This window comes from Rhizobium sp. SVR5-9E, from assembly GCF_056755095.1.
Map to the genome: position 1 here is coordinate 55,237 of NZ_JBNDHS010000010.1, position 17,460 is coordinate 72,696.

General features: G+C 60.6%; 22 protein-coding genes. 15 read left to right on the forward strand and 7 right to left on the reverse strand.

All coding sequences use genetic code 11. The annotated features are described in order from the left end of the window. Positions 1–98: 98 nt before the first annotated feature. From ACPYOJ_RS07845 to ACPYOJ_RS07870, 6 genes are all read left to right on the forward strand, one after another. Positions 99–1,277 carry a cell wall hydrolase gene (locus ACPYOJ_RS07845; protein ID WP_481415736.1) on the forward strand — a complete coding sequence of 393 codons (1,179 nt, stop codon included), beginning with the start codon at positions 99–101 and terminating at the stop codon, positions 1,275–1,277. 270 nt (positions 1,278–1,547) lie between these two features. Next, positions 1,548–1,889: an AtpZ/AtpI family protein gene (locus tag ACPYOJ_RS07850; RefSeq protein ID WP_168828560.1), complete on the forward strand. Its 342-nt coding sequence runs from the start codon at positions 1,548–1,550 to the stop codon at positions 1,887–1,889. A 72-nt stretch (positions 1,890–1,961) separates the two neighbouring features. Then, positions 1,962–2,714, forward strand: coding sequence for a F0F1 ATP synthase subunit A (locus ACPYOJ_RS07855; protein WP_168828561.1), 753 nt, complete (start codon positions 1,962–1,964; stop codon positions 2,712–2,714). A 71-nt stretch (positions 2,715–2,785) separates the two neighbouring features. Further along, positions 2,786–3,013 carry a F0F1 ATP synthase subunit C gene (locus ACPYOJ_RS07860; protein ID WP_168828562.1) on the forward strand — a complete coding sequence of 76 codons (228 nt, stop codon included), beginning with the start codon at positions 2,786–2,788 and terminating at the stop codon, positions 3,011–3,013. A gap of 78 nt (positions 3,014–3,091) precedes the next feature. Then, on the forward strand, positions 3,092–3,733 hold the full coding sequence (locus tag ACPYOJ_RS07865; protein ID WP_481415737.1) for a F0F1 ATP synthase subunit B: 642 nt from the start codon (positions 3,092–3,094) through the stop codon (positions 3,731–3,733). Between the two features lie 3 nt (positions 3,734–3,736). Next, complete coding sequence (locus ACPYOJ_RS07870) at positions 3,737–4,219, forward strand: F0F1 ATP synthase subunit B (protein ID WP_481415738.1); 483 nt, start codon at positions 3,737–3,739, stop codon at positions 4,217–4,219. 50 nt (positions 4,220–4,269) lie between these two features. Here ACPYOJ_RS07870 and ACPYOJ_RS07875 read toward each other — a convergent pair whose 3' ends face one another. Continuing rightward, positions 4,270–4,956: a ribonuclease HII gene (locus tag ACPYOJ_RS07875; RefSeq protein ID WP_481415739.1), complete on the reverse strand. Its 687-nt coding sequence runs from the start codon at positions 4,954–4,956 to the stop codon at positions 4,270–4,272. Positions 4,957–5,202: 246 nt separating this feature from the next. After that, positions 5,203–6,360, reverse strand: a complete 1,158-nt coding sequence (locus ACPYOJ_RS07880; RefSeq protein ID WP_481415740.1) for a PA0069 family radical SAM protein — start codon at positions 6,358–6,360, stop codon at positions 5,203–5,205. Positions 6,361–6,499: 139 nt separating this feature from the next. On the opposite strand from ACPYOJ_RS07880, the gene ACPYOJ_RS07885 reads away from it, so the two are divergent. Together ACPYOJ_RS07885 and ACPYOJ_RS07890 are read left to right on the forward strand one after the other, a co-directional pair. Further along, positions 6,500–7,018, forward strand: a complete 519-nt coding sequence (locus ACPYOJ_RS07885; protein WP_481415741.1) for a glycosyl transferase — start codon at positions 6,500–6,502, stop codon at positions 7,016–7,018. A 180-nt stretch (positions 7,019–7,198) separates the two neighbouring features. Then, a complete protein-coding gene (locus ACPYOJ_RS07890) occupies positions 7,199–7,501 on the forward strand; it encodes a hypothetical protein (RefSeq protein ID WP_481415769.1) in 303 nt (100 codons plus the stop codon). 47 nt (positions 7,502–7,548) lie between these two features. Here ACPYOJ_RS07890 and moaB read toward each other — a convergent pair whose 3' ends face one another. The 4 genes from moaB to ACPYOJ_RS07910 form a co-directional block, all read right to left on the reverse strand. Beyond that, on the reverse strand, positions 7,549–8,100 hold the full coding sequence (gene moaB, locus ACPYOJ_RS07895; protein ID WP_481415742.1) for a molybdenum cofactor biosynthesis protein B: 552 nt from the start codon (positions 8,098–8,100) through the stop codon (positions 7,549–7,551). A gap of 2 nt (positions 8,101–8,102) precedes the next feature. After that, positions 8,103–8,987, reverse strand: a complete 885-nt coding sequence (locus tag ACPYOJ_RS07900; RefSeq protein WP_481415743.1) for a 4-(cytidine 5'-diphospho)-2-C-methyl-D-erythritol kinase — start codon at positions 8,985–8,987, stop codon at positions 8,103–8,105. Between the two features lie 6 nt (positions 8,988–8,993). Beyond that, positions 8,994–10,826: a tetratricopeptide repeat protein gene (locus ACPYOJ_RS07905; RefSeq protein ID WP_168828571.1), complete on the reverse strand. Its 1,833-nt coding sequence runs from the start codon at positions 10,824–10,826 to the stop codon at positions 8,994–8,996. Between the two features lie 132 nt (positions 10,827–10,958). Then, positions 10,959–11,975 (reverse strand): polyprenyl synthetase family protein, encoded by a 1,017-nt coding sequence (locus tag ACPYOJ_RS07910; RefSeq protein WP_481415744.1) that lies wholly within the window; start codon positions 11,973–11,975, stop codon positions 10,959–10,961. 108 nt (positions 11,976–12,083) lie between these two features. Between ACPYOJ_RS07910 and ACPYOJ_RS07915 the strand changes: the two genes are divergently transcribed. Both ACPYOJ_RS07915 and ACPYOJ_RS07920 read left to right on the forward strand, forming a co-directional pair. Then, positions 12,084–12,311, forward strand: a complete 228-nt coding sequence (locus ACPYOJ_RS07915; protein WP_481415745.1) for a putative signal transducing protein — start codon at positions 12,084–12,086, stop codon at positions 12,309–12,311. Positions 12,312–12,318: 7 nt separating this feature from the next. Further along, positions 12,319–13,119: a tRNA1(Val) (adenine(37)-N6)-methyltransferase gene (locus ACPYOJ_RS07920; RefSeq protein ID WP_481415746.1), complete on the forward strand. Its 801-nt coding sequence runs from the start codon at positions 12,319–12,321 to the stop codon at positions 13,117–13,119. Here ACPYOJ_RS07920 and ACPYOJ_RS07925 read toward each other — a convergent pair. Continuing rightward, positions 13,088–14,428: an Nramp family divalent metal transporter gene (locus ACPYOJ_RS07925; RefSeq protein ID WP_168828575.1), complete on the reverse strand. Its 1,341-nt coding sequence runs from the start codon at positions 14,426–14,428 to the stop codon at positions 13,088–13,090. The genes ACPYOJ_RS07920 and ACPYOJ_RS07925 overlap by 32 nt on opposite strands. Positions 14,429–14,596: 168 nt before the next feature. On the opposite strand from ACPYOJ_RS07925, the gene ACPYOJ_RS07930 reads away from it, so the two are divergent. The 5 genes from ACPYOJ_RS07930 to ACPYOJ_RS07950 all read left to right on the forward strand — a co-directional run bounded on the left by ACPYOJ_RS07930 (position 14,597) and on the right by ACPYOJ_RS07950 (position 17,428). Continuing rightward, a complete protein-coding gene (locus ACPYOJ_RS07930) occupies positions 14,597–15,457 on the forward strand; it encodes a S49 family peptidase (RefSeq protein WP_481415747.1) in 861 nt (286 codons plus the stop codon). A gap of 19 nt (positions 15,458–15,476) precedes the next feature. Beyond that, positions 15,477–15,668 (forward strand): hypothetical protein, encoded by a 192-nt coding sequence (locus tag ACPYOJ_RS07935; protein ID WP_168828577.1) that lies wholly within the window; start codon positions 15,477–15,479, stop codon positions 15,666–15,668. A 61-nt stretch (positions 15,669–15,729) separates the two neighbouring features. Continuing rightward, the gene (locus tag ACPYOJ_RS07940; RefSeq protein ID WP_481415748.1) at positions 15,730–15,960 is read left to right on the forward strand and encodes an AbrB/MazE/SpoVT family DNA-binding domain-containing protein; all 231 of its coding nucleotides are present in this window, start codon (positions 15,730–15,732) and stop codon (positions 15,958–15,960) included. Beyond that, a complete protein-coding gene (locus ACPYOJ_RS07945) occupies positions 15,960–16,364 on the forward strand; it encodes a PIN domain-containing protein (RefSeq protein ID WP_481415749.1) in 405 nt (134 codons plus the stop codon). The genes ACPYOJ_RS07940 and ACPYOJ_RS07945 overlap by 1 nt, the downstream gene beginning before the upstream one ends. Positions 16,365–16,492: 128 nt before the next feature. After that, positions 16,493–17,428 (forward strand): glycine--tRNA ligase subunit alpha, encoded by a 936-nt coding sequence (locus tag ACPYOJ_RS07950; RefSeq protein WP_481415770.1) that lies wholly within the window; start codon positions 16,493–16,495, stop codon positions 17,426–17,428. Positions 17,429–17,460 lie beyond the last annotated feature (32 nt).

Sequence of the window (17,460 nt, forward strand, 5' to 3'; positions counted from 1 at the left end):
GCTTATGGATGAATTTCGGCGCATCCGCATTAACCAAGCATCAAGGTTAATGGAGGATTTTCGAGGGAGTGTTTAGCGTCCCGTGTCGGAGTCTGGCGTTGCGTCGAAATCCCGTTGTCCGCAGCAAGCTGCGTTCCCTCCCTCAAAGCTGGATTTCACCCGCCGTCTTCGGCATTTGCGGGTGGCTCGCATCTCCAAGCATGGCTTCCCACGCCGATCTCGCAGCCATGCTCGCCGGGCTTGATGAGAGCCGTGACAACTGGCGCATGGTCATGACCAATTCCCCGGCGGGTTCGCTCCATCAGGCCGAACTCGCTTTTACGGATCCGCTTGTGACGGGGTCGATTGCCGCCGGGGCAGGGATGGTGCTTCCGGATGGCCGCAAGGTCGCCTTTGTCGCAGAAGGCAAGGGCCACGAGGACACGCCGGACGAAGACCGCGTGAACCGAGAAACCAAGAAGGGCCGCATTGTCGCCGTCGAGAAGATGCAGCCGCCGAAGGATTTTTCCGCCGGCTCCATTCTCCACCGTACGCAGCTGCTGTTCCAACCGAGCTTCGATCTCAAGGACAAGTCCGCCTTCGTCAAGCCGAAGATCAAGGGCAAGGAAATCGAAATCGCGACCAACTTCTACCGGAAACAGCCGGTCAAGCCGGCCCCCGGAGTTCCGGCGCTGCTGGCCGGCCTGGTTAACAACGACAAGGCCGATGTGCTGGCGACGGCCTATGCTCCGGCGGCGCCGGACTACGCCCGCCAATCGCCCTTCGATTCGATTCTCACCGATTCCGCAAACGATGGCCGCTTCGTCCCTCAGATCGGTGCGAAAGATCACGCGTGGGCGGCGAGCATTCTGCCGGCCAGCGTGTTTTCCGCGGGCGAACAGCAGTGTTTGGCATCCGGCATCTATTTCGAAGCCCGCGGCGAATCGGTGAAGGGGCAGGCCGCCGTTGCGCAGGTCATCCTCAACCGGGTGCGCAATCCGGCCTATCCGAAAACCATCTGCGGCGTCGTCTACCAGAACGAAGACTGGCGCAATCGCTGCCAGTTCTCCTTTGCCTGCGACAACATCAGGGATCGCGTAAACTCCCAGTATCACTGGCGTGTCGCCCGTGAGGTTGCCATGGCTGTGACTGCTGGCAAGATCTGGCTTCCGCAGGTCGGCTCCGCCACACACTACCATGCTGTCTACGTCCGGCCGAACTGGGCAAAGACCATGGAAAAGGTCGGCCGCATCGGCCTGCACGTCTTTTACCGTACCTACGGCGGCGGCTGGAGCTGACGGAAAGCCCGATTTTCCGCCTGATCCGCTGCTCCGAAAGCGGATTCTGAGCCTCGAATTTTCAAGGCGTTCTGAATTCCCGATCAACCTCTTGATTTGGAATGATAATTTAATGGCTGGACAGAAGCTCTCTACGCCTTGACTATGTTTTGCCCTAAAACTATGTTGCGCCCGACTTCAGAACGGACCGAAAGGTTTCACACCCTACGTCCGTTGTCCTGAAAACCGGGGGTAACGGGGATCGCGGGCAGCGGGAGCGAGGAGGAAGCCATGGAGGATGACCGCGAGGAGAGTCTTGAAAAGCGTCGCGCGCAGCTGGGAGCAAAGCTCAAAGCCAAGCGCATAGAGGCGGGAGAGGACGAGGCGAACGAAGCCCGCGCCGAAGCGAGCCGCGAAGGCTATGCTCAGGCGATGAAGCTTTCGAGCGAGTTCATTTCCGCAGTCGTTGTGGGTGCTGTTCTTGGCTATCTTCTGGACCGTTTTGTCGGCACGGCGCCTTGGGGGTTGATTGTTCTTCTGCTTCTTGGATTCTGTGCCGGCGTTTTGAACGTTCTTCGTGCTGCGGGCAAGGTTGCGAAACCGGCGCCTGGAGTTGAAAACGGCAAGAAATAGGGCAGGGGCGCACGAGCGCGTTGTCCAGTGCAGTGGTCCCGCGTTTGCGGGCTAAAGAAGAGAGAACAAGCGGTGGCTAACGATCCGATCCATCAGTTCCAGATCTACAAGATTGTACCGATCGAAATCGGCGGGATTGATTTTTCGTTCACCAACGCATCGTTGTTCATGGCGGTGTCCGCCACCGTTGCCGCAGCCTTCCTTTATTTCGCGACATCCAATCGTGCGATCATTCCTGGCCGCACCCAGTCGCTTGCGGAAATGTCCTATGAGTTCATTGCCGCGATGTTGAAGGAAGGGGCGGGCACGAAGGGAATGCAGTTCTTCCCGTTGGTCTTCTCGCTCTTCATGTTCGTGCTGACGGCAAACCTGCTCGGCATGTTCCCGTATTTCTTCACGGTGACGAGCCAGATCATCGTGACCTTCGCCCTGGCGCTGCTCGTTATCGGCACGGTTCTCGTCTACGGCTTCTACAAGCACGGGTTCCGCTTCCTGAATGTCTTCGTTCCGTCGGGCGTCCCGGGCATTCTCTTGCCGCTGGTGGTGTCGATCGAAATAATTTCCTTCCTGTCCCGCCCGATTTCGCTCTCTGTTCGTCTTTTCGCCAACATGCTTGCCGGTCACATCACCCTGAAGGTGTTCGCAGGCTTCGTCGCCTCGCTTGGAGCCCTTGGTGCGCTCGGCGTTGGCGGTGCCGTTCTTCCCCTCATCATGACGGTCGCCCTGACCGCTCTCGAGTTCCTCGTTGCCTTCCTCCAGGCTTATGTCTTTGCGGTGCTGACTTGCATGTACCTCAACGATGCAATTCATCCGGGTGGCCACTAAGGAATACCGACATTGACGTCAAAAGGGCGTCAGTCATTTCGCCGCAACAACCATTTTCAAAGGAGTTCAACATGGACGCGGAAGCAGCAAAGTTCATCGGTGCAGGTCTGGCTTGCCTTGGTATGGCCGGTACGGCTCTCGGCCTCGGCAACATCTTCGGCAGCTACCTCTCCGGCGCGCTTCGCAACCCGTCTGCCGCTGACAGCCAGTTCGGCCGTCTGGTTTTCGGCTTTGCCGTTACGGAAGCTCTGGGCATCTTCTCGCTGCTCGTTGCACTCCTTCTGCTCTTCGCCGTTTGATTTCGGTGGATTGAAGGATCACGGCCTGCGACCTGCAAGCCGTGATCCTTTGTATTTGCAGTACACCTGGAGGTGAGCATGTTTTTTGTGACCCCGGCCTTTGCTCAGGAAGCTCCGGCGGGATCGGCAGAACCTGGCGCAGCGCCCGCTACGGACTCGCATGCCGCTCCGGCTGCCGGCGAGGTCCATACCGAAACCGGCGTTCCCGCCGGCGAGCACGGCGGCGGTGCTTTTCCGCCTTTCGATTCGTCGACTTACGCTTCCCAGCTCTTGTGGCTGGCAATCACGTTCGCCGTCTTCTTCGTGCTCATGCAAAAGGTCATCGGGCCGCGCATTGGCAAGATCCTCGAACAGCGCCACGACCGCATCTCGCAGGATCTCGACGAGGCAACCCGCCTGAAGGCGGAAGCCGATGCAGACGTGGCGGCTTATGAAGCCGAGCTGGCTGCAGCCCGTGCCAAGGCGGGTTCGATCGCGGCCGCCGCTCGCGACGAAGCCAAGCTCAAGGCGGAGGCGGAGCGTCGCGCCGTCGAAGCCAGCCTCTCCGAGAAGCTGAGGGCTGCCGAGGCCCGCATCGCCGAGATCAAGGCGAAGGCATTTGCAGATGTCGGCGCAATCGCTGAGGAAACGGCGGCTGCCGTTGTCGAGCAACTGATCGGCGGTACTGCCGCCAAGCCGGAAGTTGCCGCTGCGGTCGCAGCCGCCAAGAAGGAGGCTTGATCGATGGCTTTTGACGCAACTTTCTTCGCCTTTGTCGGCCTGGTGATATTCCTGGCATTGATGGTCTATCTGAAGGTTCCCGGCATCATGGCAAAGTCGCTCGACGACCGTGCCGACCGGATCCGCAATGAGCTGGCCGAAGCCAAGCGTCTGCGCGAGGAGGCTCAGCATCTGCTGGCCGAATACCAGCGCAAGCGCAAGGAGGCGGAAGCGGAGGCGGAACATATTCTCGCCGCAGCCCAGCGCGAAGCCGAAATGTTGACCGCCGAGGCAAGGAAGAAGACGGAAGAGTTCGTCGCCAACCGCAACGCGATTTCCGAGCAGAAGATCAAGCAGGCTGAAGCCGATGCGATGAAGGCCGTCCGTTCGGCCGCCGTCGACCTGGCGATCACCGCGGCTGAAACGGTTCTTGCCAAGAAAGCCGATACGGTTCAGTCCGATCTCTTCAAAGATGCCGTCGGCGCGGTGAAGACACGCCTCAACTAAGAAATCAGCGCGGATTGAAATCGAACAGGCCGGGTTTTGCCCGGCCTTTTCTATTCGAGGATCAACTCCTCGTCGATCACGATGCCGTCTCTGCGGAGCGGACGGAAGCTCATGCGGTGCAGCGAACAGGGACCATGCCGCTCGATGCCGGCCCGATGCTGCGCCGTTCCATAGCCCACATGCGCGGCAAAGCCATAGGCCGGGAAGACGGCGTCCGCACGTGCCATCATCCGGTCGCGCGTCACCTTGGCGACGATAGAAGCCGCGGCGATCGAAACCGAGCGCGCATCGCCCTTGACGACTGCTTGCCCGGGGCATTCCAATCCGGGAGGGACGTCGAGCCCATCAGTGAGGACATAGTTCGCCTGGATCGCGAGGCCGCAGATCGCCCGGCGCATCGCATCGAGGCTTGCCTTGCGGATGTCCGTGAGGTCTATCCGCGTGGCACTGGACGATGCGATCGAAACAGTCGCCGTTGCCAGGATCTGTACGAAGAGCTCTTCGCGCCTTTGCGCCGAAAGCTGCTTGGAATCATTCAGCCCTTCGGGGATGCGCTTCGGATTGAGAATGACGGCGGCGGCAACGACCGGCCCGGCAAGGGGGCCGCGCCCTGCTTCGTCGGCGCCTGCGACCGGCCAGTGGCCGGCCCTGCGTGCCTTCAGTTCCAACTTGAAGTCGGGAACGAGCGGCACCTCTTCGAAAAGCAGAGGAGAATCGGGTGACGTGCGAGCTTTCATGGACTGAATCTCGCACGCCAACCCGATTTCCTGCAAGCCCCCGGATCAGGGCGGCGTACCGGGGGGCTTGGGCCGCGGGAGGGCAGGGGACCCGCCGCGGCGGCAGGGGCCGAGGGCGGCGGCCTCCTGCTGGGTAACTGTTAACTGCCTGCAGCCTTGCCCGGCTGCCAATTCAAACGGCTTGTTTGCCGCTCAGCTTCGCACGTCACGCGAGCGCATGCGCCGCGTATCCGATGCCGTATCCTCTCAGAGGAGCGACAGTTGCACGCCACTGCCATCGGGCGGCACGAAGAGATCGTCGCGAAGCGGCATGCTGCGCCTCGTCATACCAAGCCTCTTCGTCGCCATCTCGAAGCGGCGGGCGATCTGCCAGGCGTAGGGTCCGGCGCCTTTCATGCGCTTGCCGAACTCGGCGTCGTAGTCCTTGCCGCCGCGCATCGAGCGGACCAGCGACATCACATGCCGGTAGCGGTCCGGATAATTCTGCAAGAGCCAGTCGCGAAAAAGCGGAGCGACCTCCAGCGGCAGGCGCAGGATCACGTAGCCTGCTTCCAGCGCGCCGGCGGCCTTCGCCGCGTCGAGGATACGTTCCAGCTCGTGATCGTTCAGCGCCGGGATCACCGGTGCGGCCATCACCGAAGTCGGAACACCCGCCTCCGTCAAGGCCCGGATCGCCTCCAGGCGCCGCCCGGGCGTCGAAGCGCGCGGCTCCATTGTGCGGGCAAGCTTCCGGTCGAGCGTCGTCACGGAGAGCGAGGCGCGCACCAAACCCTTCGCTGCCATCTCCTGCAGGATGTCGATGTCGCGCAGGATCAGCGCTGACTTGGTGACGATCGAGACCGGGTGGTTCGCCTTGTTCAGCACTTCGAGGATCTGGCGCATGATGCGCCATTCCTTCTCGATCGGCTGATAGGGATCGGTATTGGTTCCGATCGCGATCACGCGTGGCTTGTAGCCCGGCTTGGCAAGCTCACGTTCCAGAAGCTTGGCCGCATCCGGCTTGGCAAAAAGCTTTGCTTCGAAATCGAGACCTGCCGAAAGCCCCATATAGGCGTGGGTCGGCCGGGCGAAACAATAGATGCAGCCATGCTCGCAGCCGCGGTAGGGATTGATCGAGCGGTCGAACGGGACATCCGGCGATTCGTTACGTGTAATCGCCGTGCGTGGCTTTTCGATCTGCACTTCCGTCTCGAAGGGCGGCAGCTCTTCAAGAGTCTGCCAGCCATCATCGAAAGCCTCGCGGCGCAGCGGCTCGAAACGTCCGCTCGGATTCAATCCGGCCCCGCGGCCGCGGCGTCGATCCACCTCGACACGGAGGCCCGACGAGGCAATCATCGCCTCGGCAATATCTGCCGTATTGGCAGGCGCAAACGCGGCCTGGCCTGCAAGGGACTGTTCGTTCATCGGATTCTCCTGCGGCGAAGACGTTGCCTTCTTCCGTTTTCGATGATTAAATTCCTATCGGCAAAAGGAGAACATTGCAAGAACAAAATGAGGAAAAGTGGTGCTGGCAAATATTTGTGCACCGCATTATAGATAGGCAATGTTGACGGTTGTTCTTGAGTGCCAGGATCAGGAGCCCGAGCTGGCGCAGACATTGTCGGCGCTGGTCGCCGGCGCGGTCGAAGGGCTTGTAAGCGACGTGGTCGTACTTGATCACGGCTCGCGCGACGGCACGTCCGGGGTGGCGGATGCAGCGGGGTGCCGGTTTCATTCGCAGTGGGATATCACGGATATATTGCGCGCGGCGCGCGGCGAATGGTTGCTTTTCGTGGAGCCTGGTGCGAGACCGCAAGCCGGCTGGATAGACGAGATCGCCGAGTATGTCTCGCTCAACAAGGGGCCGGCGCGCTTCACCGCCTCTCGGGGTTATAAGCGCCCGTTCTTCGAGCGCGTCGGCCGTTCGCGACCGCCGCTGGAACTCGGGCTCCTCCTGCCGAAAAAGCAGGCGATCGCCACCGCAAGAAGCGGAATGCATCTTTCGGAATTCGCCAAAGGGCAGAAGCTGCGCCAGCTTTCGAGCGAACTGATTCCGTCCTGGGTTGCCCGCGCTGCGCGATAGTAGCTGGCGCACAAACATGGCGCTCAATACGATTTTGCGCTATAATTCTTCCATGGTGCCGCCGACGCGTTAGCCGCGCGGCGGTCGACCATGGAATGCCGGCGGACGGCAGAACAGGTCAGCGGAAGTCTCCTCTTCTGCCGGGTTTCCGGCGAAAGGAGGTGCGTCGTGCTACGCACTATGTTCCACGGCCTGCTGGGCGTCATCGCGACAATATTGGTGGTCGCACATCCGCATTCGGCAACGGCGCAGACGATGCGTACCTGCGCGGGCCGATCCGAGGTCATCGATTTCCTGGATAGGAACTTTTCCGAAAAGCTCACGGCGGTCGGCAAAATCAACCACAACGCAGTCCTTGAGGTTTATGCTGCTGAGAGCGGCACCTGGACGCTGATCATCACGGACGATCACGGCATCAGCTGCTTCTTGTTGTCGGGCGAGCAGTGGCAAACGATGCCCTCTCTACCCAGCGTGCACACATAGCCATCGCAGGCCGTTACCCTTGGCGCTGCGGCAACAACCCTGCCGTTCTACTTCGCCGTCCCGCGCCTCAGGTGCTCGTCGAGCCGCGGCATGATCTCCACGAAATTGCAGGGCATGTGGCGGTAGTCGAGCTGAGCCTTCAAAATGCCGTCCCACGCATCCTTGCAGGCGCCCGGCGAGCCGGGAAGCACGAAGATGAAGGTCGACTTGGCGACACCCGCCGTTGCTCGGGACTGGATCGTCGATGTGCCGATCTTGTCATAGGAAATGCGGTGGAAGACTTCCGAAAAGCCATCCATGCGCTTTTCAAAAAGCGGCTCCAGCGCCTCTGGCGTGACGTCCCGGCCGGTAAAGCCGGTACCGCCGGTGGTGATGACGACGTCGATGCCGTCGGTTTCCGTCCAGGCGTTGACCTGGGCTGCGATGGCCGCCTTGTCGTCGGGCACGATGGCGCGATCCATCAGCTTGTGACCGGCCTCGGTGATCCGCGCGGCAAGCGTGTCGCCGGACTTGTCGTTCGCCAGCGTGCGCGTGTCCGAAACGGTCAGCACCGCGATGCCGACGGGGATGAAAGGCCGCTGTTCGTCGATACCCGCCATCATCAGTCTCCAGAAAGCGTTTCCGTTGCCTGGAAATACCAGTCCGGCCGTTCGCTGTGAAGCTTCGCCGCAGCAGCTTCGGCTGCTTCGATCGAGCCGAAGATGCCGAAGCACGTCGCGCCGGATCCGGACATGCGGACAAATTTCGCGCCTGCTTGCTTCAACAAGGTCGAGACCTGTTCGATCTCTGGGACAAGTTTGCGCACCGGCGGCTCCAGATCGTTCCGGTTCGCCTCGATCGTCGCCAGCCAGTCGCCGGTTCGAAGATCGAGCGGCGGGTTGTGTTTCTCCGTGAGCAGTCGGAAAATCTCCGGCGTCGAGACCGCCTTCAGCGGATTGGCGAGCACGATTGCAAAAGGCGGCAGAGCAACGGCCTCGATCTTTTCGCCGATCCCGCGCGCAATCAGCGGCCGGCTCGTCAGGCACATGGGAACATCGGCCCCGAGTTTGACAGCAATCGCCGACAAAATGTCGCCAGGCAGACGGATGCTCCACAGCCGCAGGAGACCACGCAGTGCCGCCGCGGCATCCGCTGAACCGCCGCCGATGCCGGAGGCGATCGGCAGGTTCTTTTCAAGATGGATATGAACCGGTGGCGCATGGTCGCCCTGCGCAAGTGCCGCTTGCCGCAACATGTCGCGCGCCTTGAGCACGAGATTGCCGCCTGGGTCGATGCCGAGCGCGGGCGCGAACCGCCCGCTGATCGTCAATTCATCGGCCGGGGAGGGTGCGAAAGCCAGTCTGTCGCCATGACGTGCAAAGGTCACCAGCATATCGAGGAGGTGATAGCCGTCCGGCCTCTGGCCCGTCACGTGCAGGGCCAGATTGATTTTTGCGAGAGCATCTTCGGTGACGGCGAAACCGCCGCTCATGCCCGCGTCAGGCATGGCGCATCAGGACTTCTTGTCGGCAACCGGCGGCGAAACAGGCGCCGGATCCGGCTGCTTCTTGTCGACAGCCTTGGTGTCATCAGTCTCCACCGTCAGGCCGTGGGCGATCTTATCCTTGATCCTCGGGATGTCGGCTTCTTCCGGCTGGGAGCTCAGCGCCCGATTCCACTGATAGACGGCCTCCAGCTTGCGCCCGACATGCCAGTAGGCGTCACCAAGATGGTCGTTGATCGTCGCATCACCGGCCTTGATTTCGGCAGCCTTTTCCAGCTCGCCAACGGCGTCGTCGAAGCGGTTCAGGCGATAATACGCCCAGCCGAGCGAGTCGATGATATAGCCGTCGTCAGGCCTGAGTTCGACGGCCTTCTTGATCATCGTCAAGCCTTCGTCGAGGTTCCGGTTCATGTCGATCCAGGAGTAACCGAGATAGTTCAGAACCTGGGGCTGATCCGGGTTGAGTTCGAGTGCCTTGCGGAAGTTCGGCTCCGCCTGATCCCACTTCTTCAGCCGCTCATAGGCGATGCCCCGCTGGAAGAAGACCGTCCAGTCGGATCGGCCCGGCAGCGGGCCGATCATTTCCACAGCCTTGTCGTAATTGTCGGCCATCGCCTGATAGTCCTTGGCGTCGGAGAGCACGCTGCCATAGGCAAGATAGGAGCGGATGTCCTTCGGATCGGAATCGATCAGCGCCTTCAGATGCTTGCGTGCCTCGTCGGTCTTGCCGCCCTGCGCCAGCGCAAGGCCGAGCTGCAGCTCGGAGATGCGCCGCATCGGAGAAGTTTCCGGCACGCGCTTGTAGAACTCGATGGCACGGTCCGTCTGTTCCTGCTTTTCAGCGATGCCGCCGAGAAGCACCAGCGTGTCGGCGCTGTTCGGATCGAGCGCATTGGCAGTCTGCAGATAGAGTGAAACGATATCTTCGGCCCCGTCGCGGTTCAGCGCGGCGCCGATGGAGAAGAGAACGGCAGCCGCGCCCTGGGGGCCATTGCGTACCTGCTGCTCCGGCTTCTCGCCCTTTTCGATGCTCTGGCGCAGCGCATTCAGCGGCGCATAGTTCGGCAGCATGTTGTCTCCGACGGAGATCGCATCGAGCGCCTTCTGCTTGTTGCCCTGCGAGGCTTCCAGGCGGGCCAGCGCCATGACCGCACGCATGAAGGTGTCGGGCGCCGTCGCACCGCCTTCCTTGTCCAGCACTGCATCGTTCAAGTGCCTGCGCGCTGCCGACACATTGCCCGTCACGATGGCGATCGCACCTGCATGGTAGTTCTGGAAGATGCTGAACCATTCCGGGCCCTTCATCTTCTCGACCATCGACAGCGCTTCCTTGTTGCGGCCGGCGCCGACGCGCGCCCAGGCGAGCAGCAGGTCGTTCATCATCCGGTCGAGGTCGTTCGGACCGTTATATTTCAGGATCGCTTCGGCGTTCTTGTAGTCGCCGCGGCGCATCGCGTCCGTGGCGCGGACGACGGTGGTGATACGCTCGACGGTGGGATCCTTCTTCAGGTCGTTGGCATATTTCACGCCTTCCTGGATGTCGCCGCTCAACAGCAGCGAAATCATCAGGCGCTGACGGATTTCCGGATTACCCGGTTCGATCTGCAAGGCCTTCTTGTAAAGCTCTATGGCCGTCTTGTAGTCGTGATCGACATCGGCCGTGCGGGCGGCGAGGAAGGCGCCCGAGAAGGTGCCGACCGTGTCCGGGTCGAAGACCACCGTGTTGCTGGCAGCGTCCGTCTTGGCAGCCTCTTCGGCATTGACGCCACCAAGCGCTCCGAGCGAAAGGACCGCTGCAAGTGCCGCGCTCGAAAAAAGACGGATGGCAAATCTCTGCCGCATTACAAAACCTTTCTTCAAGGCAGCCGATTGTTCCGACCGGCTGCGAAATCAGTTGAGAAGACTGACTCACAATAGGATGGCTTTTTTGAAGCGGTCCTGCAAGAAATTCAGCCGCGATCAAAGATGTTTGATTTAGTTGACCCGCTCGATGCAGAAGTCGATAACTTCCAATAGCGCGGCTTTCCACGCCGTATCGGGAAGAGGCGCAAGCGCGTCCCGCGCGATCGTGCCGTAGTGAACCGCCCGGGCGATCGTGTCGTTCAGCGTACCGTATTTGGTGATGAGGCCGAGCGCCTTTTCGAGATTGGCATCCGTGCCGTTGCCGCCTTCGATCGCGTCACGCCAGAAAGCGCGCTCGTCCTGCGTGCCACGGCGGTAGGCGAGGATGACCGGAAGCGTGATCTTGCCCTCGCGGAAGTCGTCGCCGACATTCTTGCCGAGGTCGACTGCCTTGCCGCCGTAATCCAGCGCGTCGTCGACAAGCTGGAAGGCGAGCCCGAGGTTCATGCCATAGGATTTCAGCGCATTGCGGCCGGATTTGCCGGCGTCTGCCACGATCGGGCCAACTTCGGCGGCAGCGGCAAAGAGTGCCGCGGTCTTGGCCCGGATGACCGAAAGATAGTCGTCTTCCGTCGTCTCCATGTTCTTGGCGACGGAAAGCTGCAACACCTCGCCTTCGGCAATGACGCAAGCGGCCGACGAGAGAACGTCAAGCGCATCGAGCGAACCGACATCGACCATCATTCGGAAGGCCTGGCCGAGCAAGAAGTCGCCGACGAGGACGCTTGCCTGGTTGCCCCAGATCATGCGCGCCGTCGATTTCCCGCGGCGAAGGTCGCTCTCATCAACGACATCGTCATGCAGCAGCGTCGCCGTATGCATGAATTCGACTGATGTCGCGAGCTTGATGTGGTTTTCGCCCTTGTACCCAAAGAGACAGGCCGAGGCGAGCGTGAGCATGGGGCGCAAGCGCTTGCCACCGGAGGAGATCAGGTGGTTCGCCACTTCCGGTATCATCTGGACATCGGACCCGGCCTTCGAAAGGATAAGCTGGTTGACCCGCTCCATATCGGCCTTGGTCAGATCGACCAACGGCTTGACGGATGCCAGTTTGTTTTTGCTTTCTTCAAGCGGTATGACCACGCCCAACGACCCGGACTCCTGTTCACTCGTTACGATTGACAATAGAAAGGGGCGATTGAAGCGGCAAGAGGTGAAATGTCGCGCAGCACAGAATTGAAAGGGATTTGATCGTAAATGCATGAACTTATCCGTGCCAATGACCCCGTCTTGCTCTCGTATGCGCAAAGCCTTCTAAAGGATGCGGGAATTCACTGTTTCGTGGCCGATCAGGGCATGAGCATCCTCGAAGGCTCCCTCGGCATGCTGCCGCGGCGGTTGCTTGTTGATGACGACGATGCCGATCGGGCCCGCCGTATCCTGACCGATGCCGGCCTGGCTGACGAATTGCGCATCGTGAAATGATGCGGCTATGACCGGGGTTTTCGACACGATCGATGCCTTCCACCGCGGCGGCTTTCACGTCGTCCAGCCGAGGGGCAGGGGGCATCGCTCCGGGATGGATGCCATGCTGCTGGCCGCGCTGGTCTGCGATGACCGCGCGATCAAAGTCGCGGATCTCGGCGCCGGCGCGGGTGCGGCCGGGCTTGCCGTCGCCTCCCGGCTGCCGAAGGCCGAGGTCGTGCTTTTCGAGCGTTCGGAGGAAATGGCCGACTATGCGCGGCGGAGTATTGCCTTGCCGGAGAATGCCCATATGACAGACCGGGTCTCGGTCGTCGAGGCGGATGTGACCTTGACGGCAAAGGCACGAAACGAAGCGGGCCTGACCGACGAGATTTTTCACCACGTCATCATGAATCCGCCGTTCAACGATGCCGGTGACCGCCGGACGCCGGATGCCCTGAAAGCCGAAGCGCATGCGATGACTGACGGTCTTTTCGAAAGCTGGATACGCACGGCGGGCGCGATCATGGTGCCCGGCGGGCAGCTGTCACTCATCGCCCGCCCCGAATCGATCGCGGAGGTCATCGCAGCCTGCGGCAGACGTTTCGGCGGTATCGAAATTACCGCCATTCACCCGCGCGAGGGCGAGAATGCCGTACGCATTCTGGTGACGGCGATCAAAGGATCGCGCGCGCGGCTTTCGCTGCGCGCGCCATTCATCATGCACGAAGAGGGTACGCATAAATTCTCCCCCTTCGTGGACGATCTGAATAATGGCCGTGCGGCCTATCCAAGGCTCAGCCGGTCACGAAATCGAACAGCAGCTTGATGTTCAGCCCGGCGATGATGACGGCAATCGCATAGGCGATGCCGCTCAGCCAGCGCGGCGCCACGAGCGCGCCCATCTTCGCCTTGCTGGCGGTGAACATCACCAGCGGGAAAACCGCAAAGGAAAGCTGCAGGCTGAGCACGACCTGCGTCAGGATCAGGAGATGCGCAGTCCCCTCGTTGCCGTACCAGATCGTCACGAAGGCGGCCGGAACGATGGCGATCGCGCGGGTGATCAGACGGCGCACCCATGGCTGGAGCTTGATCCTCAGAAAACCTTCCATGACGATCTGGCCCGCAAGCGTCGCTGTCACGGTCGAATTCAGGCCGCAGCAGAGCAGCGCGATACCGAAAAGCGTCGGTGCGATCGCGAGGCCGAGCAGCGGCGACAGCAGCGAATGCGCCTCGCCGAGCTCGACGATATCCGTCCGGCCGCTGGCGTTGAACGCGGCGGCCGCCAGGATCAGGATCGAGGCATTGATCAGCAGCGCAAAGCACAGCGCGAAGGTGGAGTCGATCGTCGCATAGGTGAGCGCTTCCCGCTTTTCCGGCAGGGTGTGGCCGTAGGCGCGCGTCTGCACGATGCCTGAATGCAGATAGAGATTGTGCGGCATGACGGTCGCGCCGAGAATGCCGAGCGCCAGATAGAGCATTTCCGGATTGCTGACGATCTCGGTCGTCGGGAAGAAGCCCCTCACGACAGCGCCCCACTCAGGATCGGCCAGGAAGATCTGCACGCCGAAACATAGCGCAATGACGCCGAGAAGCGTGATGATGAAGGCTTCGATCCAGCGGAAGCCGAGCCTTTGCAGATAGAGAATGAGAAAGACGTCGAGTGCCGTGATCAAGACGCCGAGTTCCAGCGGAACGCCGAAGATCAGGTTGAGGCCAATGGCCGTGCCGATCACCTCGGCGATGTCAGTCGCGATGATGGCGATTTCCGCAAACGCCCAGAGCGGCACGGAAATAAATTTCGGATAGGCGTCCCGGCAGGCCTGCGCCAAATCGCGGCCCGAGGCGATGGCAAGGCGGGCGCAGAGCGATTGCAGCACGATCGCCATCAGGTTGGAGAGCAGCGCGACTGTCAGCAGGGCATAGCCGAACTTTGAGCCGCCAGCGAGAGAGGTCGCCCAGTTGCCCGGATCCATATAGCCGACCGCGACCATGTAACCGGGGCCCGCAAAGGCGGCGATCCGCCGGAGTTTCGATCCCGGGCGACCCGTGCCGACGGTGCGGTAGACATCGGAAAGCGAAGCCTCCTCTCGATCGTACCGCCAGCCGCTTTTTGCACTCCGGTTTAAAGCATCCATTTGTTATCCGCCTGTTCGATCATTGCCCGCACTATGCCCGATTAGAATGATAATGCAAGTCATTCGCAACAAGAAAACCGGCTGTCGCAGTTTCTGGAACGCGGCCATTGCGTTTACCGTTCCATTGCATACATGGATTGCGACGCTGAAAGCGAAGAAGGATTTGAGATGCGCGGATTTTTGAGAGGACTGGTACCGAAGCGTTTCCGCAAGGAAGGGATCGTCATCCCGGTTGTCAGGCTTCAAGGCGTCATCATGAGCGGCGGCAACCAGTTCCGCCCCACGCTCAACCTCGCTGCTGTTGCGCCGGTCCTGGAGAAAGCCTTTTCCGTGAAGGACGCGCCGGCTGTTGCGATCGCCATCAATTCGCCGGGTGGTTCGCCGGTCCAGTCGCGGCTTATCTTTACGCGTATTCGCGAGCTTGCCCGCGAGAAGCAGAAGAAGGTCCTTGTCTTCGTCGAGGATGTAGCAGCGTCGGGCGGCTACATGATCGCGCTCGCCGGCGATGAGATCATCGCCGACGCGACCTCGATCGTCGGCTCGATCGGTGTCGTTTCCGGCGGCTTCGGCTTTCCCGAGCTCTTGAAAAAGATCGGCATCGAGCGCCGCGTCTATACGGCCGGTGAGAACAAGGTTATTCTCGATCCCTTCCAGCCCGAGAAGGAAAAGGACATCGAGTATCTGAAGAGCCTTCAGCTCGAGATCCATCAGGTATTCATCGCCATGGTGCGCGAGCGCCGCGCCGGCAAGCTCAGCGATGACGAGACTGTCTTCTCCGGCCTTTTCTGGAGCGGCACGCGCGGGCTTGAACTCGGCCTCGTCGACAGCCTGGGCGATATGCGCCAGGAGCTGAAAAAGCGGTACGGCCAGAAGGCCAGACTGCAGCTCGTCACCGCCGCTCGCAGCCTCTTCGGGCGGAGGATACCGGGTGTCTCGCCTGTCTCGCTGGAAAGTGCTGCATCAAGTCTCGCGGCAGGCCTTGTCGAAGCGGCGGAAGAAAAGGCAATGTGGAGCCGCTACGGGCTTTGAGAGGAGAAGAAGAGGGGAGATGGCGCAGCTTATAACAATCATAATCCTGGTCGGTGCGGCGTGGTGGCTCTACCGCCGCTTCGTCTCCGATGCCAAGCGCCTGCAGGAAAAATCCCGCCGTGCCGAGAAGGAGCGCCAGACCGGCGCGGTTGGCACGCTTGTCAAGGACCCGGCGACCGGCGAGTACCGTGTCAAGCGGGATGATGAGTAGAAGATTTACGTCTGCCTTCCCTCATGATATACATTATTGACGTGTATATCATGAGGCAATCATGCAAGTTGCAAAATGGGGAAATAGCCTCGCAGTTCGCATTCCCACCGTTGTCGTGGATGCTCTTGAACTTAAGGAAGGCGACGACGTGACGATCCGCATAGCGGAGGATCGTGTTTTTGAGATCGCGCGAAATGATGCGCGACAAAAGGCCTTTGAACGTATCAAGGCATTCAAGCTGAAACTTCCTCCGGATTGGAAGTTTGATCGCGATGAAGCGAACGATCGCTAATGGCCGCCGCCGATAGCTTTCTGGATACCAATATTCTCGTCTATGCGTTCACGGAGGACCTGCGTGCAGCGGCCGCTCAGTCCCTGTTGCTCAAGCCATTTGTCCTTAGCGTGCAAACGTTGAATGAGTTCGCAAATGTCGGGCGCAAGAAGCTGGATATGTCTTGGGCTGATCTGCATTTGGCGATAGCCGATGTGATCACTATGGCCGCAGCGATTGCAGCCATCGATGAACGCACGACCATATCAGCGATCAACTTGGCAGAACGGTACGGTCTCAGTTTCTATGACGCTGCTATGATTGCGGCTGCCTTGCAAATGAACTGCGTACGATTTTATTCGGAAGACTTGCAGCACGGCTTGGTCATCGACGGACACTTGACCATAATCAATCCATTTCGATAATTTCTGGCAGCGCGGAGCGCCTCACAATTTCCCCAGAGCCTTGACCCTTGCCGCCTGCCATGGCACCTGTCCGCGTACATTTTGTACGAATTCGGAAGCCCGCCATGTCTGCATCGATCCCCGACCATATGAACCCGAAGCGCTCGTTCCAGGCGCTGATCCTGACCCTGCATAACTACTGGGCGGACAAGGGGTGTGCGGTTCTGCAGCCCTACGACATGGAGGTCGGCGCCGGCACCTTCCATCCGGCCACGACGCTTCGTGCGCTCGGCCCGAAGCCGTGGAAGGCTGCCTATGTTCAGCCGTCGCGCCGTCCGTCCGATGGCCGTTACGGCGAGAACCCGAACCGTCTTCAGCATTATTACCAATATCAGGTCATCCTGAAGCCGAACCCGCCGAACCTGCAGGAGCTCTACCTGGGCTCGCTCGCGGCGATCGGCCTCGATCCGCTGCTGCACGACATCCGCTTCGTGGAGGACGATTGGGAAAGCCCGACGCTCGGCGCCTGGGGCCTCGGCTGGGAGTGCTGGTGCGACGGCATGGAAGTCTCGCAGTTCACCTACTTCCAGCAGGTCTGCGGCATCGAATGCTCGCCGGTCGCAGGCGAGCTGACCTATGGTCTCGAGCGCCTCGCCATGTATGTGCAAGGCGTCGACAACGTCTATGACCTGAACTTCAACGGCCGCGAAGGCGAAGAAAAGATCAGCTATGGCGACGTGTTCCTGCAGGCCGAACAGGAATATTCGCGCCACAACTTCGAATTCGCCAATACCGAAATGCTGCATCGCCATTTCATCGATGCGGAGAAGGAATGCCAGGCGCTTCTGGCCGCCGGCGCGCCGGGCGACAATGCCAACCAGCGCCTGCACAAATGCGTGTTCCCGGCCTACGACCAGTGCATCAAGGCGAGCCACGTCTTCAACCTGCTGGATGCCCGCGGCGTGATTTCCGTGACCGAGCGCCAGAGCTACATCCTGCGCGTCCGCACGCTCGCCAAGGCTTGCGGCGAAGCCTTCCTGCTGACGGATGCAGGCGGGGTAAATCTCGCCAAAGACGCGGCGTGATCTCTAGTATTCAGGGCTAGTGGTTCCGCGAG